The organism is Achromobacter marplatensis (assembly GCF_002209535.1).
Lineage (GTDB): Bacteria > Pseudomonadota > Gammaproteobacteria > Burkholderiales > Burkholderiaceae_B > Achromobacter > Achromobacter marplatensis.
This window is the reverse complement of sequence record NZ_NJIG01000005.1, coordinates 427,243-445,053: the sequence shown is the minus strand read 5'-3', so window position 1 is coordinate 445,053 and position 17,811 is coordinate 427,243. Positions and strand designations below refer to the sequence as shown.

The following is a 17,811-nucleotide window of genomic DNA, read 5'->3' as shown; positions in this document are numbered from 1 at the left end:
ACTGATGAACAAGACGGTCCATTGCGCCGCGCAGGCCGTGGCGGATATTCCCGATGGCGCCACGGTTCTGGTCAGCGGCTTCGGCCTGTCTGGCCAGCCCGTGGAACTGTTGGACGCGCTGGTAGAGCAGGGCGCGCGGGATCTCACGGTAGTGTGCAACAACAGCGGCAGCCGCGAGAGCGGCTTGGCCCGCCTGATCGGGCTGGGACGGGTGCGAAAACTGATTGCCTCATACCCGCGCGGCGCGGAGTCCCAGGCGTTTGAATCGGCCTATGCCGAAGGCCTGATCGACTACGAGTGCGTGCCACAGGGCACGCTGGCCGAGCGGCTGCGCGCCGCTGGCTCCGGGTTGGGCGGCTTTTTCACGCCGACTGGATATGGCACGCTGCTGGCACAAGACAAAGAGACACGCGTCATCAAAGGCGTCGGTTACGTGTTCGAAGAGCCCTTGCACGCCGACTACGCGCTGGTTAAAGCTTATCGCGCGGACCCGCTGGGCAATCTGGTCTACCGCAAAGCAGGGCGCAACTTCGGACCATTGATGTGCATGGCGTCGGCGACCGCCATCGTCCAGGTGCATGCGCTGGCCGAAGTTGGCGGATTGGACCCGGAACACATCGTCACCCCTGGCATCTTCGTGCAGCGTGTGCTGCGCATCCCCGACGCCCAGTTGACCGGAGCCCTGCAATGATCCAACGATTCTCACGCGCGGACATTGCGCGCCGCGCCGCCGCCGACATCCCGGCCGGCTCCTATGTCAACTTGGGCATTGGCATGCCCGTCATGGCGTTGGACTATTGGACGCCCGAGAACGGCGTCATCGTGCATAGCGAGAACGGCATCCTCGGCATGAGGGCGCGCTCGGGGGACGATCCGGTCGACCCTGACCTGACCAATGCGGCCAAGCAGAACGTCGCCATGGCGTCCGGCGGCAGCTTCTTCAATCACGCGGACTCCTTCGCAATAATGCGCGGCGGCCATCTTGACTACTGCATCCTGGGAGCCTATCAGGTGTCGGAAAACGGCGACCTGGCGAATTGGTCGCTGGGCCAGCCTGGGGTGGCCGCCGCGGTGGGCGGAGCCATGGATCTGGCCGTGGGCGCCAAGCGCGTCCATGTGCTGATGGAACACACGACGCGTGACGGCAGTTCCCGTTTGCGCCGCGTGTGTGACCTGCCGCTGACCGGCGCGGCTTGCGTTGACCGCGTGTATACGGATCTGGCCACGCTGGATGTGACACCTGATGGGTTTATGGTGCGCAGCATGGCGCCGGGCCTGTCTCGGGAAGCCTTGCAGGCCGTCACCGACGCGCCGCTGCGCTTTGCTCAGGATGTGAACGATGCGGGTTGATACGGACATGGCCGCATTCCGCGACGAGGTCCGCGCCTTTCTGCGTGACGAGCTTCCCGCGGACCTACGGCGCAAAGTGTTGGACCACCAGCGCCTGGACAAGGGGGATTTCCTGCGTTGGCACCGAATCCTTCACGCGCGTGGCTGGGTTGCGCCGAACTGCCCGGCCGAGTACGGCGGCGCGGCATGGGACATTGAGCAGCGCAATCTGTTCGATGAAGAGTGCGCGCTGGCCGGCGCGCCCGAAACCGTGCCCTTCGGGTTGCGGATGGTGGCGCCCGTCATCATGGCCTATGGCTCGGCGTGGCAAAAAAGCCATTTCCTGCCGCGCATCTTGAGCGGGCAAGACTGGTGGTGCCAGGGGTATTCCGAACCGGGCGCGGGCTCGGACCTTGCATCGCTAACGACCCGGGCGCGGCGCGAGGGAGACAACTTCGTCGTCAACGGCCAGAAGACCTGGACGACCTATGCGCAATACGCCGACATGATGTTCTGCCTGGCGCGCACCAATTCAGAGGCCAAGGCGCAAGCAGGCATTTCCTTCCTGCTGATCGACATGCGCAGCCCCGGGGTATCGCTGCGTCCGATCCGGACGCTGGACGGCGGTGAAGAGATCAACGAGGTCTTCCTGGATGATGTGGTGGTGCCCGCGTCGCATCTGGTGGGCGAGGTGGATCGCGGCTGGACGTATGCGAAGTACCTGCTGTCCCATGAACGCTTTGGCGCGGCGAGGGTCGGTCGCGCAAAACGCGAACTGGGCCATCTCCAAAGGCTGGCGGCGCAGCGTGTGGTCGATGGCTTGCCTCTGGCTGACGATCCTGTATTCGCGCATCGGATGGCGCAGCTGGAAATCGACACGCTAGCCCTGGAGCAGACCAATCTGCGATTGATCGCACGCGATCAGCGCGGCGCTGGCCATGGCGCCGAAGCGTCGATACTGAAATTCCTGGGTTCCACGTTGGCGCAGCGCATCAGCGAGGCCCTGGTCGACACCGCGGGGTCAAACGCACTGGCCTATCAATCCCAGGCCTTGGAGCGGGACTATGCGCAAGGCGATCCGACCGTCGAAGAAGAACTGGAGGCGATGCCCGGTTTCTATCTGAACCTGCGCAAGATTTCCATCTATGGCGGCACGGACGAAGTTCAGAAGGATATTATCGCCAAGCTTGGGCTGGGCCTGCCTGACGATTACAACGACGACGAGCGGGCGCTGGATGACGCCGTGGGGCGCTATCTGCAACGGGAATACCCCGTGCCCGCCGGCCGGACACCGCCGCCCGCTGACGCAGACCCGGCGGCCTCGCTGCATTGGCGCGCCTTCGCCGAGATGGGCTTGCTGGGATTGGGCCTGCCTGGATCGTCGGGCGGCATGGATGCCGGGCTGACCGACCTTTGCGTGGTGATGCAGCAGTTCGGCCGCCATCTGGTGACCGAACCCTATGACGTCAGCGCGTTGCTGTGCGGCCAACTGCTGGCGCTAATGCCGGATGGCGCTGCGGTCCAACGCATGCTTGCCGGCATCGCCCAGGGCGCTGCTGCGCCCGTGCTGGCCCTCGCAGGGCCGCAGTCGGATTGGTTGCTTGATGGCGACGGTGTCGTGGCCGAGCGCCAGGGCGACGGCTGGATACTGAACGGCGTCAAACGCCGCGTCCCGTTCGGGGCCGGGGCAAGGCAGCTGCTGGTCGCGGCGCGCGAGGGCCGCGACGTCGCCCTGTTCCTGATCGAAGCCGGGGATCGGGGCGTCATTCCCGGAGTCACCCGTCAGGGGGCGGTGGGCGTAGATGGGCGCAGCTACGCGGACATCGTGTTCAGCGCGTGCCGCGTTTCTGAAGACGCGCGGCTGGGCGTCGCTGGAGCCGCCTTGGAGCAGGCGGCGGACATGACGCGGATCGCCTTGTGCGCCGAAGCGCTGGGCGCCATGCAGGCGCTGTTTGACGCGACCCGCGACTATGCCGACGCGCGTCGCCAGTTCGGCCGGGCGCTCAGTGGTTTCCAGGCGGTGCAGCACCGGTTGGTCGACATGTTGCTGGCATTGGAGCAGGCGCGTTCGCTGACCTGGACGGCCGCCCGCGCGGATCCGGCCGATACACGGCTGCGCGGCCGCCTGGCCTCGGCCGCCAAGGCCCGCTGCGGCGAGGCCGCGCGGTACATCAGCCAGCAGAGCATCCAGCTGCATGGAGGCATGGGCATGACTGACGAGTTGCCCGTGGGCCATTACGTCAAGCGCCTGTTGGCGATCGAATACTCGCTGGGCGACACCCGCTACCATCTCAATCGTTATCAGCGGCTGGCGCAGGCGTAAGCCGCGTCGCCGCAAGGAGCCTACATGACCCTCACTGTTCCTTCATTCGCCGATGCCGTGTCCAGCACGGTCCGCTATGCGCTGCATGGGCGGATCGCAGTGATGTACCTGGACAATCCGCCGGTCAACGGCCTGGGCGACACCGTGCGCAGCGGCCTTTATGCGGGGCTGGCGCGCGCCCGCGCGGACGCTGATGTCGACGCCATCGTCATCGTGGGCGCCGGCAAGGCGTTCTGCGGCGGCGCAGACATCCGCCAGTTCAACACGCCGGCTGCAGTGGCCAAGCCCATGTTGCGCGACGTGATCGCCGCGATCGAGGCTTCGGACAAGCCCGTGGTTGCTGCCATCCACGGCTTTGCCTTGGGCGGAGGGCTGGAGCTGGCCCTGGGGTGCCATTATCGTGTCGCGCAGGCCGGCGCACGCTTGGGCTTGCCGGAAGTGAACCTGGGCCTGGTGCCGGGCGGCGGCGGCACGCAGCGACTGCCGCGGCTGATCGGTGTGGCGCCCGCGTTAAGGATGATCCAGACCGGAACATCGGTGGATGCGGCGGCTGGCCTGGAGTCACATTTGCTGGATGCCGTCACGGAGGGAGATCTGATCGATTTGGCTCTCTCCTACGCCCGGGACCGTGCGGCAGAGGCCCCGCACCCTGTCGCGGGCAGGCGCGACGTGGACGCCAACGGCGTCGACTTCGCCGCGGCGCGCGCGAAGCTCAATTCCAAGGCCCGCAATGCGCAAGCCCAACTGGCCGCGACAGATTGCGTCGAGGCGGCGACTCGCCTGCCGATCGACGCTGGCCTGGACGAAGAGCGCAGGGTGTTCGACCAACTAGTCGCCGGTGACGCCTCGAAGGCCCTGCGCCATCTGTTTTTCGCCGAGAAGGAAGCCCCGCGCGTGGCGGGCGGCGGCCGCGCCGGAGCGGTCGACCACGTCGGCATCCTGGGCGCGGGCACGATGGGCGGCGGCATCGCCATGGCGTTCTCGAACGCGGGTTATGCGGTCACGCTGTATGAGCGGGATCGGGCGGCACTGGACCGTGGCCTTGCGCTGATCCACAAGAACTACAACATCACCGCCGCCAAGGGTAAGCTTGACGCGGATGGCGTGGCCGCCCGCATGGCGCGCATCCAACCTAGCCTGGACATCCAGGATCTGGCCCGGGCCGATCTGGTGATCGAGGCCGTGTTCGAAGACATGGCCGTCAAGCAAGCCGTCTTCCGCGAACTGGACGCCGTCTGCAAGCCAGGGGCGATCCTGGCTACCAATACGTCTCGCCTGAACATCGACGAGATCGCCGCCTGCACGTCGCGGCCCGAGGCCGTGATCGGCCTGCATTTCTTCAGCCCGGCCAACGTCATGAAGCTCCTGGAGGTGGTACGCGGCGCGCGCACCGGCGCCGATGTCATCGCCACCTGCATGGCGGCGGCGCAGCGAATCGGCAAGATCCCCGTGCTGGTCGGGGTATGCGAGGGTTTCGTCGGCAACCGCATGTTGACGGGGTATTGGCGCGAAGCCGGCTTCCTGCTTGAAGAGGGCGCCACCCCGCAGCAGATCGACGGCGCGCTGACGCGCTTTGGCATGGCCATGGGGCCGTTGGCCATGGCAGACCTGGCCGGTATGGACATCAACTGGGCGACGCGAAAACGCCTGGCGCCGAGCCGGCCGGCGCATTTGCGGTATTCCAAGGTGGCGGACCGCATCTGCGAATTGGGGCGTTTCGGGCAGAAGACACAGGCGGGCTACTACCGCTATGAACCGGGCAGCCGCCAGCCGCTGCCCGATCCCGTGGTCGACGGCATCATCGAGGCCTGCGCGCGCGAGGCCGGCATCGTCCGGCGCGCGATCAGCGACGAAGAAATCGTCGAGCGCTGCATGCTGGCGCTGGTCAACGAGGGGGCAAAAATCATCGACGAGGGTATCGCGCAGCGCGCCTCGGACGTGGATGTGGTCTACGTGCATGGATACGGGTTTCCTGGCGCGCGAGGCGGTCCCATGTTCTACGCGCAGACGCTCGGCCTGCCCGCCACACTTGCCAGTATCAGTGCGTTGCGGGAGACCCACGGCGACCATTGGAAGCCCGCCGCACTGCTGGAAAAACGGGTGGCCGAAGGCGCGGCGACATTTTAAGCCGTCCGCAGAGCGGTCAAGGCCGCGGCTGGCTACATGCCGGCCGCGGCCTTCTTTGCGATACTGCTGCGTATTCCGTACGCCTCCGAACCTTATTCAGGATCCTCCCCGGATCCTTTCGCGTGAGTCCATGATAGACACTATTCCTTCGGGCTTCGAGCCCTGGCAGCCCAGTAGTCCCTTCATGACCCATCTGGCCGAACTTGGCGCGCTGTACCGGCGCGATGCGGACTCGGTCCTGGCCATGCGAGTGGCCCACGCCCACACCAACATGCACGCTATCGCCCATGGCGGCCTGCTGGCCACGCTGGCCGACAGCGCGCTGGGGTTCACGATCGCCAAACAGGCGCAAGTGTCGGTGGTGACGGTGCAGATGTCGGTGGAGTACCTGAATCCGGTCACACCGGGAGACTGGTTGGAAGCGCACGTTCGTATCGACAAGCAGGGCAAGCGGCTGATCTACGCCAATTGCCTGCTGCAGGTAGAGGGCCGCGTCATGCTCAAGGCAAATGCGGTGTTTGCCGTACGCGCCGCGCCGACGCCCGCCTCGGATGGTTAAGACATCGGGGATGCGCGTTGCGCGCCTCCCCGCCGCTTACTCGACCTTGACGCCCGTGGTCTTGACCACATCACGCCATTTGGCCGTCTCGCCGGCGACGAATGCTGTCACCTGATCCGGCGTCATCGGACCCAGCGGTTCGCTGTTCTGCCCCGCCAGCCGCTGCACCATTTCTGGGGAATTCATGATGTCGTTGGTGGCTTGGTTCAGCTTGGCCACAATGGCCGGATCCGTGCCCGCCGGCGCATAGAAGCCAAGCCAGGTGTAGACGTCCAGCCCGGGTACGCCCGATTCCGCGAACGTGGGAAGGTCAGGGAACAGTTTGCTGCGTTGTGCGCTGGCCACGCCGATCGGCCGCAACTGGCCCGACTTGATGAACGGGGCCACGCTCATCGCGTCCTGCACGGCCACCTTCAATTCGCCGGACACCACCGCGTTGGTGGCAGGCGACGCACCCTTGTACGGTACGTGCTCCATCGGTACACCGGTGATCTTCTTCAACCACTCGCCGCCCAGATGGGTCGACCCCCCAAAACCCGCCGAGCCGTAAGGCACGCCCGGTTGAGCTTTCCCCCATGCAAGAAATTCGGGGACGGTATTGACCGGCAGGCCGGCATTGACCACCACCAAGTTCGGCGCGCGTGCCAGGATGCCGATCGGGGCAAAGTCGCGGACGGGGTCGTAGCGGACTCGGTCATTGACCGCCGGACCGATCACGTGGCCCGTCGCGCTGACCAGCAGCGTGTAACCGTCATTCTTCTGGCGCGCTACCAGTTCGGTGCCGATTTGGCCGGCGGCGCCTGGCTTGTTCTCGACCACGAAGGTCTGCTTGAAGCGTTTGCCCAATTCGGCCGATAGCAGACGCGCGACGATGTCCGTCATGCCGCCAGGCGCGAACGCCACCACGACGGTGACGGGATGGTCGGGGTACTCGGCGCGAGCGGCGCCGGCGGCGACGCTGCAGAGAAGCAGCGCGCTCAGCGCGCCGCGTCGCAGGATAGTGCGGTTCATGGTTGTCTCCAGGGGTTCTTATCGTCCGGCGGCGCTGCTGCCTATGCGCCTCGGCTGGGCCAGTATGGCCGTGCCAAACGCATTACTCCATCCGAAATATTCGAACTCAACGTTCGCGCTTTTCTAAAGCCTGGCATGTGCTCCCCGGGGGGGAACCCGCTTTGAAACCCCGCGAACGCAGCATTCGAAACTTTCAACTCCTCGTGGGACAGGGCCGCTGACATAATTTTCAAAAAAGCGGTTGAATCACGGAGACACTATGCTTCACAACGCCTTACGCGGCGTCAAAGTCGTGGACTTGTCGCGCATCCTCGCGGGCCCCTGGTGCACGCAGAACCTGTCGGACCTTGGCGCCGAGGTCATTAAGATCGAACACCCGGAACGCGGCGACGACACCCGCGGCTGGGGGCCTCCGGACTTGCGGTCGGCCGACGGCAGCGCGTCCATGTCGGCGTACTTCATGGCCTGCAATCGTGGCAAGCAATCGGTCGCGATCGACTTTGCATCGGAGGCGGGCGCGGCCCGCATTCGAGAGCTGGTCGCGGACGCGGATATCGTTGTCGAAAACTACAAAGCAGGCGGACTTCGCAAGTACGGGCTGGACTACGCCTCGCTTGCCCGTGTCAACCCGCGTCTGATCTACCTGTCCATCACGGGTTACGGCCAGTCCGGTCCGCTGGCCGGAAAGCCCGGATACGACTACGTCTTCCAGGGGATGGGCGGGTTGATGAGCTACACCGGGCAGCCCGACGGTACACCTGGCGCCGGCCCGCTGCGCACAGGGGTCGCCGTCGTGGATCTGATGACCGGCATGTACGCCACGTCAGCTGTACTGGCCGCCTTGCGCCAGCGCGACCACACCGGGCAGGGCATGCCGTTGGACATCTGCCTGCTGGACGTCGCGGTGGCCCTGAATGCCAACCAGGGTGCCAACTACCTGGTGTCGGGCGTGGCGCCCAAGCGCAGCGGCAATGCGCATCCGAACTGCGCGCCTTACGAGGTTTTCGCCTGCGCCGACGGCCACCTGATCCTGGCGATCGGCAATGACGGTCAATTCGCGCGATTCTGCGGCGTGGTCGGGCACCCTGAATGGGCGGCTGATGCACGCTATGCCACCAACAGTGCGCGCCTGGCGAACATGGACAGCCTGCGTCCGCAGGTCGCCGCCGCGCTGGCGGCCGCGCCGCGCCAGCGCTGGACCGATGCGTTCGACGACACTGGCGTGCCATGGGGGCCAATCCACACGCTGGACGAAGTTTTCGCGCATCCGCAGGTCCGGCATCGGGAACTGCTTCAGACCACCACCCATTCCGTGTTGGGCGAAGTACGACTGGTGCGCAATCCGTTATTGGCGGGTACGCCGGCCAGCGCGTTAGGCGCTGCGCCGCCCTTGCTGGGCGAACACACCGACGCCGTGCTGACGAATTCAGCCACGATCTGAATGACCTGAGGAGACAACAATGAGACCTATCAAATTCCCGCTGGCGATCATCCTGGCCAGCTTGGCCTTGCCAGGCCTGGCTGCCGCCGAGTATCCGGACAAGCCGATCCGCCTGGTCGTGCCTTATGCGGTGGGCGGCACCACTGACATCATCGCGCGCGTCGTCGGCAACAAGCTGGGCATGCAGCTAGGCCAATCCGTCATCATCGAGAACAAGCCAGGTGCGGGCGGCAGCATCGGTTCGGCGTACGCCGCCAAGCAGCCCGCCGACGGCTATACGCTGGTGATGGCGGTCGAAAGCTCGCATGCCGTCAACCCCAACGTCTACGCCAAAAGCGCCTACGACCCCGTCCGCGACTTCGCGCCGATCAGCAATCTGGCCGATGTGCCCAATGTGCTGGTGGTCAATCCGGCGCTCCCTGCGCAAGACTTGGCCGCATTCCTGAAGCTGCTGAAGGCCGACCCCAATAAGTACGCGTTCGGCTCGTCCGGCAATGGTGGGCTGAGCCATATGAATGGCGAACTGTTCATGAAGACCACCGGCACGCGCATGCTGCATGTGCCGTACAAGGGCCTGGGGCCCGCATTGAACGACCTGGTCGCCGGGCAGGTCCAGGTGGTGTTCGACAATATTCCGTCGTCCTACCCGCTGATCCAGGGGCAGCGCATCCGCCCGCTGGCTGTGGCAGCCAAGCAGCGACTCAAGGTCCTGCCCGACGTGCCGACCTACGCCGAAGCCGGCCTGCCCGCCATGAATAACCCGTCGTGGTTCGGCCTGGCCGCGCCCGCCGGCACGCCCGCGCCGGTGCTGGACAAACTGAATGCGGCCGTGCGCCAGGCGCTGGCCGACCCTGCGACGATTGACGCCATCGAAAAGCAGGGTGCCGTACCCAGCCCGATGTCGCGCGATGAATTCGGCGCGCTTATCGCGCAGTCCTATGGCCACTGGAAGACCGTGGTCGAGGACATCAAGTTCGAGAAAATGCAATAAGAGGAGCGCATGTGAACACCAGAAATCTGACCTTCCCCCACGCGGGCGCCGAGATCGACGCGACCGGCATCGCCACCTTGACCATGCAGGACGCGGGGGTGCTGAACATCCTGAGCACGCCCGTGATCAACGGCCTGCGCGAGGCGCTTCACCACTTGCGCGAAGACGACTCGGTGCGCGTGCTGGTGCTGCGCGGCGCCAGTGACCGTGCGTTCGTGGCGGGCGCTGATATCGCGGAAATGGCCGCCCTGGACGAGCCCAGCGCCCAGAAATTTATCTCGAACCTGCGCGATCTCTGCAACGCCGTGCGCCATTTCCCAGTGCCGGTGATCGCCCGCATCCCCGGCTGGTGCCTGGGCGGCGGCCTGGAGTTCGCGCTGGCCTGCGACTTGCGCATTTGCGCTGACCACGCGCAGTTCGGCATGCCTGAAGTCAAGGTGGGCATCCCGTCGGTCATCCATGCTGCGCTCATGCCGCAACTGATCGGCGCGGCCAACAGCGCGTGGATGCTGCTGACAGGGGAATTGATTGACGCGCGCCGCGCGCAGGACTGGGGGCTGGTCAATGCAGCCGTGCCGCAAGCAGAACTGGACCAGGCCGTGCGCAAGTTGGCCGAAGGCTTCGCGGCGCTCGGACCGGCGGCGTTGCGCCAGCAGAAGAAGCTGCTGCGCCGCTGGGAGACCATGTCGGTGGATGAGGCCATCGAGGATAGCGTCGCGGAATTCGGCGCGGCCTTCAATACCGGCGAACCCCAGAAATTCATGAACGAATTCCTGGCGAGCAAGCGCGAACGCAAGGGCTGATCAGTCCGACCCGCGTGTCGCCGCGACGATCGGGTCGTCCAGCAGATACTCCGCCACCTGCTCAACGAACGGCGACAGTGGCACGCCGGCTTGCGTCACCAGCGTCAGTTCGCGCAACGCCCAAGGCTCGCTGATCGCCACCGCCGCGATGCGCTTTTCGCGTAGCGCGGTGGCGGCGATGCTGCGCGGCACCAGCGACACGCCTACCCCGGCCTCGACCATGGACAGCACGGCGTCGAAGGTATGCACATGGATTCGGATCTTGGGCGTCTTGCCCGCCAGCTTGGCCATGTCGCGCAGGAAGATATAGTTGCTGCTGGCCCGGCTCATGCACACGAAGTCCAGGTCCAGCACCGCCGGGAAGCGCACCGGCGAACTCTCCACCACGGGATGATTCAGCGGGGCCGCGATGATGAGCTCGTCGATCGCGTAGCGGATGGCGTTCACGCCGGCGGACTTCGCCTGGCCGGCAAAGATGCCGATGTCCGCTTCCTGGCCGGCGATGGCGGCCTCTATCGTGTTGCTGGAGCGCTCTTCCAGCAGGATGTTCACGTTGGGATTGGCCGACAGGAAGCGGCTCAGGCTGGGCACAATGAACCCGTTGAGCGAACTGCTGTTGGCGAACAGCTTGACGCTACCCTTCAGCCCGCTAGCAAAGCCGCTGACTTCGCCGTGCATGCGTTCTACGCCGGCAAGCAGCGACCGCACATGCTTCAGCACAAACGAACCTTCCGCCGTCAATTCCATGCCGCGCGCCTCGCGCTTGAACAGCGGCACGCCCATCGCGAACTCCAGGTTCTTCAGGCGGTAACTGGCGGAGGATGCGGTCAGGTGTACCGTGTTGGCCCCGCCCGACAAGCTTTTTGCCTCGGCAATCGCAAGGAAAAGGCGGAGATCAGTGAGTTCGTAGCGCATGCCGCAAGATTACCGTAGTTGCATCTGCCGCGTCACAGATACGGCGTGGCCAGCCAGATGATCTTGTTGCGCAGCCGCTTGGCAAACGGCGCCTGCGTCAGGTCTTCCAACGCCACGCGTTTGGCCTGGCCGATCAGCCCGTCAACCCGGTCGCCGATCCAGCGGGCAACCGTGGGGTCGTAGATTTCGGTGTCCAGCTCGAAATTCAGCCGCAGGCTGCGCGGGTCGAGGTTGGACGAGCCCACATACGCCCAGGCGTCATCCACCGTCATCAGCTTGGAATGGTCGAACGCGCCATGCGCGCGCCACACCCGGCAACCCGTGCGCACCACCTGGTCCAGCTGCGCCGACATGGCGTAGTCCACCAGCCGCAGGTTGTTCTTGCCCGGGATGACGATGTCCACATGGATGCCACGCCGCGCGGCGGTCGCCAGGGCCCCGATCAGCGTCTGGTCGGGCAGGAAGTAGGGCGACTGGATGCGCACATGGCGTTGCGCCACCGCCAGCGCGCCCAGCAGCATATTGTGCGAACTGCCCAGCGCCCGGTCGGGGCCGGACGGCACACAACGCATCGGCACGTTGCCTGAGGGCGGCAAGGCGTGCGGATCGAACCAGGGCTTGGCGGGCAAGGATTCGTGCGTCGTGAAGTTCCAGTCGTGCGCAAACACCGACATCAGCTGCGTCACGATCGGCCCCTCCACGCGGAAGTGCGTGTCGCGGTTGGTGGCGTCGCCCGCCAGTGCGCTGACAAAGGCCGCGCGCACGTTCATCCCGCCGGTGAAGCCCACGCGCCCGTCGATCACCAGTACCTTGCGATGGCTGCGCAGATTCGCGTAGGGCATGCGCAGCACGCCCAGCGGGTTCGTCATGAAGCGCGCCACCGGCACCCCGCCGCGCGCCAGCATGCGCACGATGGGCGGACGCGAATACTTGGAGCCGATGGCGTCGATCAGCACCCGCACCTCGACGCCGCGCTCGCGGGCTTCGATCAGCGCCTGCGCCAGCTCGCGCCCGATCGCGTCGTTGTCGAAGATGTAGCTTTGCATCGCCACGGCGTGACGCGCGTCGCGGATGGCCTGCAGCATGGCCGGGTAAGTTTCGTCGCCACCGGCAAGCGGCCGCACCGCGTTGCCGCCCAACAGCCGGAAACGGCTGACGCGGTCGCCCAGCACTTTCAGGGACGCAAACTGCGGCCCCGAAATGGGCGCCACGTCCACGGGCAAGGTCTCGACCTGCTCGGCATCCACCACCATCGCTTCGTCGCGCTGCTGCGACAGCCGCGTCTTGCGGATCCGGTTGATGCCCGCTACGAAATAGAACAGGGCACCGAACAACGGCGAGAACAACGCCACCCCGACCCAGCCGATGGCCGCCCGCACGTCCTGCTTGGTCATCGCGGCATGCACCGCCGCGCCCGTGCCCGCCACGATGCTGATGGCAAAAACCAGATGGGGCCAGTAATCGATCAAAATTGCGTGTATGCGATCCATAGCGACGGCGTAAAAGACGGCCTCCAAGTGGGAACCATGCGGAAGGATAGCAAGCTGTGACAGTCAGGCAAGTGAAATTGGGGGCAGGGCGTTTGACGGGCCGAAAAAGTGTGCTATAGTTCGGCCTCTTCGTTGTTGAGCTTCTTTCTGAAGCGCGGCGGCAGAAGAAAAAGCGCTGCGAAAGTGGTGCCCGAAAAGTAACACCAAGCAGTACCAGAGGTGGCTGTAGCTCAGTTGGTAGAGTCCTGGATTGTGATTCCAGTTGTCGTGGGTTCGAGCCCCATCAGCCACCCCAAAGAATTCCTTAGAAATCAGCCGCCTAGAGCGGCTTTTTTCTTTTGTGCGCAAGAAAAATTCTAATAATGCTTTTGCGCCTTCTAATTCGTTGGGCCGCGGGTGTGCCGCGCTCCGGCGCCCGGGCATTACCGGCTACCCAAGAAATGAATCAATCGTTCGGATGCTATCCGGACTGCAGACCAGCCGTTCAGATTCATTGCCTTTGGTTTTATCCATGAATTTCCCCACCGTGTTGTAGACCCGGATCTCTGCGTGGGGGAAGCCGCCTTTCCTGTCTTCGGTGGCGAAGAATGCGTACACGTACGTTCCGCGCACGTATCCGAATGCCGCGACGGCCTGCGTCGGGCTGAACGCGTTCTCTTTGAATGACTCCAGGACGTTGTCGGTTTCAAAGCGCAATTCGGCCGGACCGATGCCTCGGGTATAGGTGTAATAGCCTTCCTTCAGCGCCGGATAGGCGCCGGGATCATCGAGTTTGCAGAATTCCGCATGGGCATCGGAATTTACGATATCGCAGCTGAAAAACGCTTTCCAAGGCGACATGCAATCCGCCGCTGCCGGCATGGACACCGTCGCGATCGCGGCGCTCAGTGCGAGTTGCGTCCAGATGCGCATGGGGTCTACAGCAGCCGCTCATCCACGCCATTGCGCAGATCATAGGGTGACCACAGGATCCGTCCGACGATGCGCACCTCGCATCCGTCTTCCTTTTCCAGCGGAAAGGGCGCGTAAGCGGGATTCAGCGATTTGGCCAGCCATCCGCCTTCGCGTTCGCGCGCGATGCACTTCACGATCATCTTCCCTCCGTGGTTGATCGCGTACACCGTACGCGGGTCGATCTCGCGCGGGTCGGTGACGGGGTCTTCGAAGAACAGCATGGGGCCGCCATTGCGGATGACGGGTTCCATGCTGTCGCCCTGCGCATAAACGATTTTCATGCGGCTGAGCGGCAGCTTGAACGATTCCAGGAATGAGCGGCGGAATAGGATCTCTCCGATCGCCGTTTCCTCATAGTTCTCAATGCCCAACTCCCCGGCAGCCAGCCGCACGTCCAACTCAGGAACGGGCAAAAGGTCCTGATCGTCCGCTGAATAGCCGGCCTTGGGCACATGGCCGACTTTAGGGGTCCGGCTGATGTGCAACTGCAGGAGGCTCTCCTCGTATCTGGTCGTTGTGCCGCCTTCCCATGGATTGTCATGACGTGTAGCAGTCATTGGGAATTCGTCAGGTGCAGTGCCGTTGGCTGGTTGTCCTCCGCGCATCATGGTCACGTGCGTCGAAATCTTCACACCCAGTTTCAGTTGAGCAATAGCCAGGGCCAGCGCACCCTGTAGCGCGTTGATATGCGCTTTAGGCAGCGCCCGGACATCTTCTTCGGAAATGTCGGGAAAGGGCCAAGCCGATGCGATCTTCCGATGATCGGTCTGCAGGGAACTCACAGTGTCTCGTTTGGATCCTGTGCCGTCCACGAGCCATTCCACGTTCACATTCAGCGCGCGCGCCAAGTCAAGGAACAGGGAAGACCCCTTGTTTCGGCCGTTTTCGATGCTCGCGATGGTTGACTGCCCTGCGCCCACGGCTTTCGCTAGCTGAGCTTGGGACAGGCCTGATTCAGTCCTTGCTTCTACAAGGCGGTCTTTTAAAGCTTTCATATCGCAATTGTGATACCTGAAGCAAGCGCAATGGCGCTTGAATTTTAAGCGCAATTGCGATTAAATGAACTGCCCACTGAAACGAGGCCTTTTTTCAACATGTAGGGGCCCACGGTCAGGACGCAAGCCGAAGCCGCAAAGGCGATGGGTGGGAAGCGTCCTTGACGCGGCACCCTGGCCAATGCGTGAAGAGTCAACTCAATATCAACGTGAAATGAGGAATTTATGAAATTCGCACGAAATATCTTGGCGTACGTAACCCTCCTGGTTCCGTGCGTGGCAGCGCTCGCGCAGCCCCCGTCGCAATCTGGGGTGCTTTTTCAGCGCTCTGGATACGACTATGCACCGGCAGTAATCCGGGAAGGGAATTCCATGGATATATGGTGGTGTGGGTCGGGCAATAATGCCGACAATATCTATTATCAAAACATCGATGTTTCAGGGCCGACCTATGGGTCGATTCAGAACGTTTTGCAGCCCGGTAATCAGGGCAGCAATGGTTGGGATTCGGCGCATACATGCGATCCGAGTGTGGTTAAAGGCGATTTCATCTATCCGCTGGGCAGCGCAACACATTACCAATACGCTATGTACTACACCGGCACGAATGATGGATCAAATGGGGGGGTCAATAACGGGGTTGGTGTTGCCTTTTCTAATGACAAGATTCACTGGGTCAAGCATCCCACGCCCATTTATCGCGAGAACTATGGTCAAGCCTATGGGATTGGCCATCAAGTTGCCATTAATGGAACAGGGGGGGCAGCTGTCTGGCTGTTTGTGCTACGTCAAGAGACGGCGGGTGGGCCCCAGCACTATCATCTGTTTCATTCTCCCAATGGTTTGAACCTGGACTACCAATACCAGATTTCTGAGCAAGGCGTCTACGGTGGGTTCATTACTGCAGCCGACTTCGGATATGACGCCACCACCGACAAGGTATACATGGTCACGAATCGGCTAAATGATGAAGGCCGGCTCGATGTCTATCGAATGAAGTGGGGTTCCATGGGTTCGGGTACATGGGAAGCGGTAGACAACGTGACATCGGCGGACACCGGGAAAAGTTGGAATGCGTTTGCGGCATTTCTTAGAAATTCTTATGGAAACATCAATCCGTGGCTTCCGGCATATCAATTGTATTTCGGGGCGGCCACTTCGCAGGGGAGCAGTCGGCCTGCCCCGAGTCTGTGGGACATCTATTGGTATCAGAAGACGATCACACCTTGAAGAGTGATGTTTAGCTGCGTGCGCCTATACGTCGCATCTAGATGAGCCTGAAGAGTTCCCAAGTGGCGGATAAACAGATCAGGGAGATTCTATTAATTCGTCGAGACGAATTCGATAGGCTCGTATAAAACCTGCTCGAAAATGGTGAGGGTCGTTTTATGAGTGATTCAATCAATGTTCTGGATTTTGGGGCTGACCCCACAGGTGCTGCCGACAGCTTTCCTGCAATCATGGCGGCGATAGCTGCAGCAGATCAGCTAGGAGGAGGGATCGTCAATTTTGGCCGGGGCCTATTCCGTATCAGCCAGTCTATCGTCATTGGTGATGGCGCAGATACCCATGTTTCCACTCGGGATCACCGAATTCGGCTCGTCGGCGAGGGTTTCGGAAGTCACGATGGTCAGGATTTTGTACAGCAAAGGGGAGCAACCGAGATCTTGTATGATGGTCCGGCCAGTGACAATGCCGCCGTTGTCTATCTCGCGGGCCCACTCCATGCAATGGGCATTGAACAAATGATGCTGAATTGCAATAAGAAGGCGGGGATTGGCCTACTCGTGAATCACGTTGCAGATAGTTTTTTTACCGCGGTGATGGCTAAGGCATACACCAAGGCCGGGTATGTTTTGACCACTAGGTCTCAGTTTCCGCCCGCTTGCGCGTACGGATGTGGTAATAACACTTTCCTTCATTGCTATGCGGTACTACCTGCAAACGTCAATGCGCAGGGGATAATGCTGACTTCCGGTGTTCTCGAAACAAAGTCTCTGACGGGGCAGCCTGATTCTGCAAATAACGATTTTATTGGTGGAGTCTTTTTCTACGGAGGGTCGGCGCTTTCGAGCGGAATTTATCTGCATGGTGCAGACAATAATACGTTTCAGGGTTTGCAGGTGATTCCGGGCGGGGCTCCCTCTTACGGTTGGTCGGTGTTTTTTCAGCCGTGGTCCGGAGATACCCGGTTTCCCATGGAGAACGTATTCCAGAACATCGGCGCGAGCAATCCGGTCGGAGGCATCTCCGGGTCTCTGGGAAATACCTTCACCATTTTTCAAGAAGGTGATGGAGCCCCTCTTCCCGTTATGCCTTATGTAAGTGTGAGGTCGCATTCCGGCGTTGAGATCGTCCAGGGGAAGCGTGTGTGGCGTACCCGCGATGTTGTACAAAAGACGCTTGTAGATACGGCCGTAGATACGGCAAGCACCTCCTATGTTCCAGCCGGGCCGTTTTCCGTTGTTCTTTCGAATGTAAAGCCCGGTGCCAAGCTTCGTGCCCGATTCTCTGGTCGAGTGGGCAAGCTTAGTACGGGTACCGCCAAATTCATTTTGGCTTTGAACGGAGTTCCTCATCAAAGCACGATGCGCGAGATTCCCTATCACCTGTATTTGCAGTCGATTGACTCAGACGCACTCTTTGATGTGCCAAGTGGTGGCACCTATACTGCCAGCGTGATGTTCGCCAGTAGCGATGGGAATATTGCGCGCGTAACCGATGGCTCGCTGTTGGTCGAGGAGCTTTTCTAACACGGCAACAGCTCATTCAACAACAGACACCTAGGTGTCTGTTGTTGAATCGTTGCCAATAAAACGTGGGTGAGGTAGAAGGCAGTCCCTTATGTCGCCTTGACAGGAGAATGGCGCTGG

Annotated in this window: 15 protein-coding genes, 1 tRNA gene and 1 pseudogene; 12 read left to right on the top strand and 5 right to left on the bottom strand. The window is 62.4% G+C overall.

Annotated features, from left to right (window positions below):
* Nucleotide 1 precedes the first annotated feature (1 nt).
* The 6 genes and pseudogenes from CEY09_RS15020 (at nt 2) to CEY09_RS15000 (ending at nt 6,338) form a co-directional block, all read left to right on the top strand.
* Complete coding sequence (locus CEY09_RS15020) at nt 2–691, top strand: 3-oxoacid CoA-transferase subunit A (protein WP_377785536.1); 690 nt, start codon at nt 2–4, stop codon at nt 689–691.
* Nucleotides 688–1,350 (top strand): 3-oxoacid CoA-transferase subunit B, encoded by a 663-nt coding sequence (locus tag CEY09_RS15015; RefSeq protein WP_088589222.1) that lies wholly within the window; start codon nt 688–690, stop codon nt 1,348–1,350. Before CEY09_RS15020 ends, CEY09_RS15015 begins: the two co-directional genes overlap by 4 nt.
* Nucleotides 1,340–2,530: pseudogene (locus tag CEY09_RS32525) on the top strand (acyl-CoA dehydrogenase family protein); the annotation flags it as partial. The gene CEY09_RS15015 and the pseudogene CEY09_RS32525, both read left to right, overlap by 11 nt.
* Complete coding sequence (locus CEY09_RS32520) at nt 2,504–3,652, top strand: acyl-CoA dehydrogenase family protein (protein ID WP_272938460.1); 1,149 nt, start codon at nt 2,504–2,506, stop codon at nt 3,650–3,652. The pseudogene CEY09_RS32525 and the gene CEY09_RS32520, both read left to right, overlap by 27 nt.
* A gap of 24 nt (nt 3,653–3,676) precedes the next feature.
* Nucleotides 3,677–5,779 carry a 3-hydroxyacyl-CoA dehydrogenase NAD-binding domain-containing protein gene (locus CEY09_RS15005; protein ID WP_088589220.1) on the top strand — a complete coding sequence of 701 codons (2,103 nt, stop codon included), beginning with the start codon at nt 3,677–3,679 and terminating at the stop codon, nt 5,777–5,779.
* A gap of 130 nt (nt 5,780–5,909) precedes the next feature.
* On the top strand, nt 5,910–6,338 hold the full coding sequence (locus CEY09_RS15000; RefSeq protein WP_088589219.1) for a PaaI family thioesterase: 429 nt from the start codon (nt 5,910–5,912) through the stop codon (nt 6,336–6,338).
* Nucleotides 6,339–6,374: 36 nt separating this feature from the next.
* Here CEY09_RS15000 and CEY09_RS14995 read toward each other — a convergent pair whose 3' ends face one another.
* A complete protein-coding gene (locus CEY09_RS14995; RefSeq protein ID WP_088589218.1) occupies nt 6,375–7,349 on the bottom strand; it encodes a Bug family tripartite tricarboxylate transporter substrate binding protein in 975 nt (324 codons plus the stop codon).
* A 259-nt stretch (nt 7,350–7,608) separates the two neighbouring features.
* Here CEY09_RS14995 and CEY09_RS14990 point away from each other — a divergent pair, with 259 nt between their 5' ends.
* Genes CEY09_RS14990 through CEY09_RS14980 form a run of 3 tightly spaced genes read left to right on the top strand, consistent with a single transcriptional unit; the run spans nt 7,609 to nt 10,584 of the window.
* A complete protein-coding gene (locus CEY09_RS14990) occupies nt 7,609–8,790 on the top strand; it encodes a CaiB/BaiF CoA transferase family protein (protein WP_088589217.1) in 1,182 nt (393 codons plus the stop codon).
* A gap of 19 nt (nt 8,791–8,809) precedes the next feature.
* Nucleotides 8,810–9,781: a Bug family tripartite tricarboxylate transporter substrate binding protein gene (locus tag CEY09_RS14985; RefSeq protein ID WP_088589216.1), complete on the top strand. Its 972-nt coding sequence runs from the start codon at nt 8,810–8,812 to the stop codon at nt 9,779–9,781.
* A gap of 11 nt (nt 9,782–9,792) precedes the next feature.
* Nucleotides 9,793–10,584: an enoyl-CoA hydratase gene (locus tag CEY09_RS14980; RefSeq protein ID WP_088589215.1), complete on the top strand. Its 792-nt coding sequence runs from the start codon at nt 9,793–9,795 to the stop codon at nt 10,582–10,584.
* Here the strand turns inward: CEY09_RS14980 and CEY09_RS14975 are convergent, their stop codons facing one another.
* Nucleotides 10,585–11,499 carry a LysR family transcriptional regulator gene (locus CEY09_RS14975; RefSeq protein ID WP_088589214.1) on the bottom strand — a complete coding sequence of 305 codons (915 nt, stop codon included), beginning with the start codon at nt 11,497–11,499 and terminating at the stop codon, nt 10,585–10,587.
* Nucleotides 11,500–11,531: 32 nt separating this feature from the next.
* Nucleotides 11,532–12,989: a cardiolipin synthase gene (cls, locus tag CEY09_RS14970; protein WP_088589213.1), complete on the bottom strand. Its 1,458-nt coding sequence runs from the start codon at nt 12,987–12,989 to the stop codon at nt 11,532–11,534.
* Between the two features lie 219 nt (nt 12,990–13,208).
* Between cls and CEY09_RS14965 the strand changes: the two genes are divergently transcribed.
* Nucleotides 13,209–13,284: transfer RNA gene (locus tag CEY09_RS14965), tRNA-His, on the top strand.
* 134 nt (nt 13,285–13,418) lie between these two features.
* On the opposite strand, the gene CEY09_RS14960 is transcribed toward CEY09_RS14965, so the two are convergent.
* Together CEY09_RS14960 and CEY09_RS14955 are read right to left on the bottom strand one after the other, a co-directional pair.
* Nucleotides 13,419–13,901 carry a hypothetical protein gene (locus CEY09_RS14960; RefSeq protein WP_088589212.1) on the bottom strand — a complete coding sequence of 161 codons (483 nt, stop codon included), beginning with the start codon at nt 13,899–13,901 and terminating at the stop codon, nt 13,419–13,421.
* Nucleotides 13,902–13,906: 5 nt separating this feature from the next.
* Nucleotides 13,907–14,938, bottom strand: coding sequence for a LexA family transcriptional regulator (locus tag CEY09_RS14955; RefSeq protein WP_088589211.1), 1,032 nt, complete (start codon nt 14,936–14,938; stop codon nt 13,907–13,909).
* A gap of 372 nt (nt 14,939–15,310) precedes the next feature.
* On the opposite strand from CEY09_RS14955, the gene CEY09_RS31940 reads away from it, so the two are divergent.
* Nucleotides 15,311–16,168, top strand: coding sequence for a hypothetical protein (locus tag CEY09_RS31940; RefSeq protein ID WP_143219559.1), 858 nt, complete (start codon nt 15,311–15,313; stop codon nt 16,166–16,168).
* A gap of 158 nt (nt 16,169–16,326) precedes the next feature.
* Nucleotides 16,327–17,691 (top strand): glycosyl hydrolase family 28-related protein, encoded by a 1,365-nt coding sequence (locus CEY09_RS14950; protein WP_088589210.1) that lies wholly within the window; start codon nt 16,327–16,329, stop codon nt 17,689–17,691.
* Nucleotides 17,692–17,811: the final 120 nt, after the last annotated feature.

Bases quoted from the DNA above. Each gene is read 5' to 3' on its own strand.
- cls (WP_088589213.1), bottom strand. From the start codon at position 12,989: ATGGATCGCATACACGCAATTTTGATCGATTACTGGCCCCATCTGGTT.
- CEY09_RS14950 (WP_088589210.1), top strand. From the start codon at position 16,327: ATGAGTGATTCAATCAATGTTCTGGATTTTGGGGCTGACCCCACAGGT.
- CEY09_RS15005 (WP_088589220.1), top strand. From the start codon at position 3,677: ATGACCCTCACTGTTCCTTCATTCGCCGATGCCGTGTCCAGCACGGTC.
- CEY09_RS14985 (WP_088589216.1), top strand. From the start codon at position 8,810: ATGAGACCTATCAAATTCCCGCTGGCGATCATCCTGGCCAGCTTGGCC.
- CEY09_RS14975 (WP_088589214.1), bottom strand. From the start codon at position 11,499: ATGCGCTACGAACTCACTGATCTCCGCCTTTTCCTTGCGATTGCCGAG.
- CEY09_RS14960 (WP_088589212.1), bottom strand. From the start codon at position 13,901: ATGCGCATCTGGACGCAACTCGCACTGAGCGCCGCGATCGCGACGGTG.
- CEY09_RS14990 (WP_088589217.1), top strand. From the start codon at position 7,609: ATGCTTCACAACGCCTTACGCGGCGTCAAAGTCGTGGACTTGTCGCGC.
- CEY09_RS31940 (WP_143219559.1), top strand. From the start codon at position 15,311: ATGGATATATGGTGGTGTGGGTCGGGCAATAATGCCGACAATATCTAT.
- CEY09_RS15000 (WP_088589219.1), top strand. From the start codon at position 5,910: ATGATAGACACTATTCCTTCGGGCTTCGAGCCCTGGCAGCCCAGTAGT.
- CEY09_RS14955 (WP_088589211.1), bottom strand. From the start codon at position 14,938: ATGAAAGCTTTAAAAGACCGCCTTGTAGAAGCAAGGACTGAATCAGGC.
- CEY09_RS14995 (WP_088589218.1), bottom strand. From the start codon at position 7,349: ATGAACCGCACTATCCTGCGACGCGGCGCGCTGAGCGCGCTGCTTCTC.
- CEY09_RS15015 (WP_088589222.1), top strand. From the start codon at position 688: ATGATCCAACGATTCTCACGCGCGGACATTGCGCGCCGCGCCGCCGCC.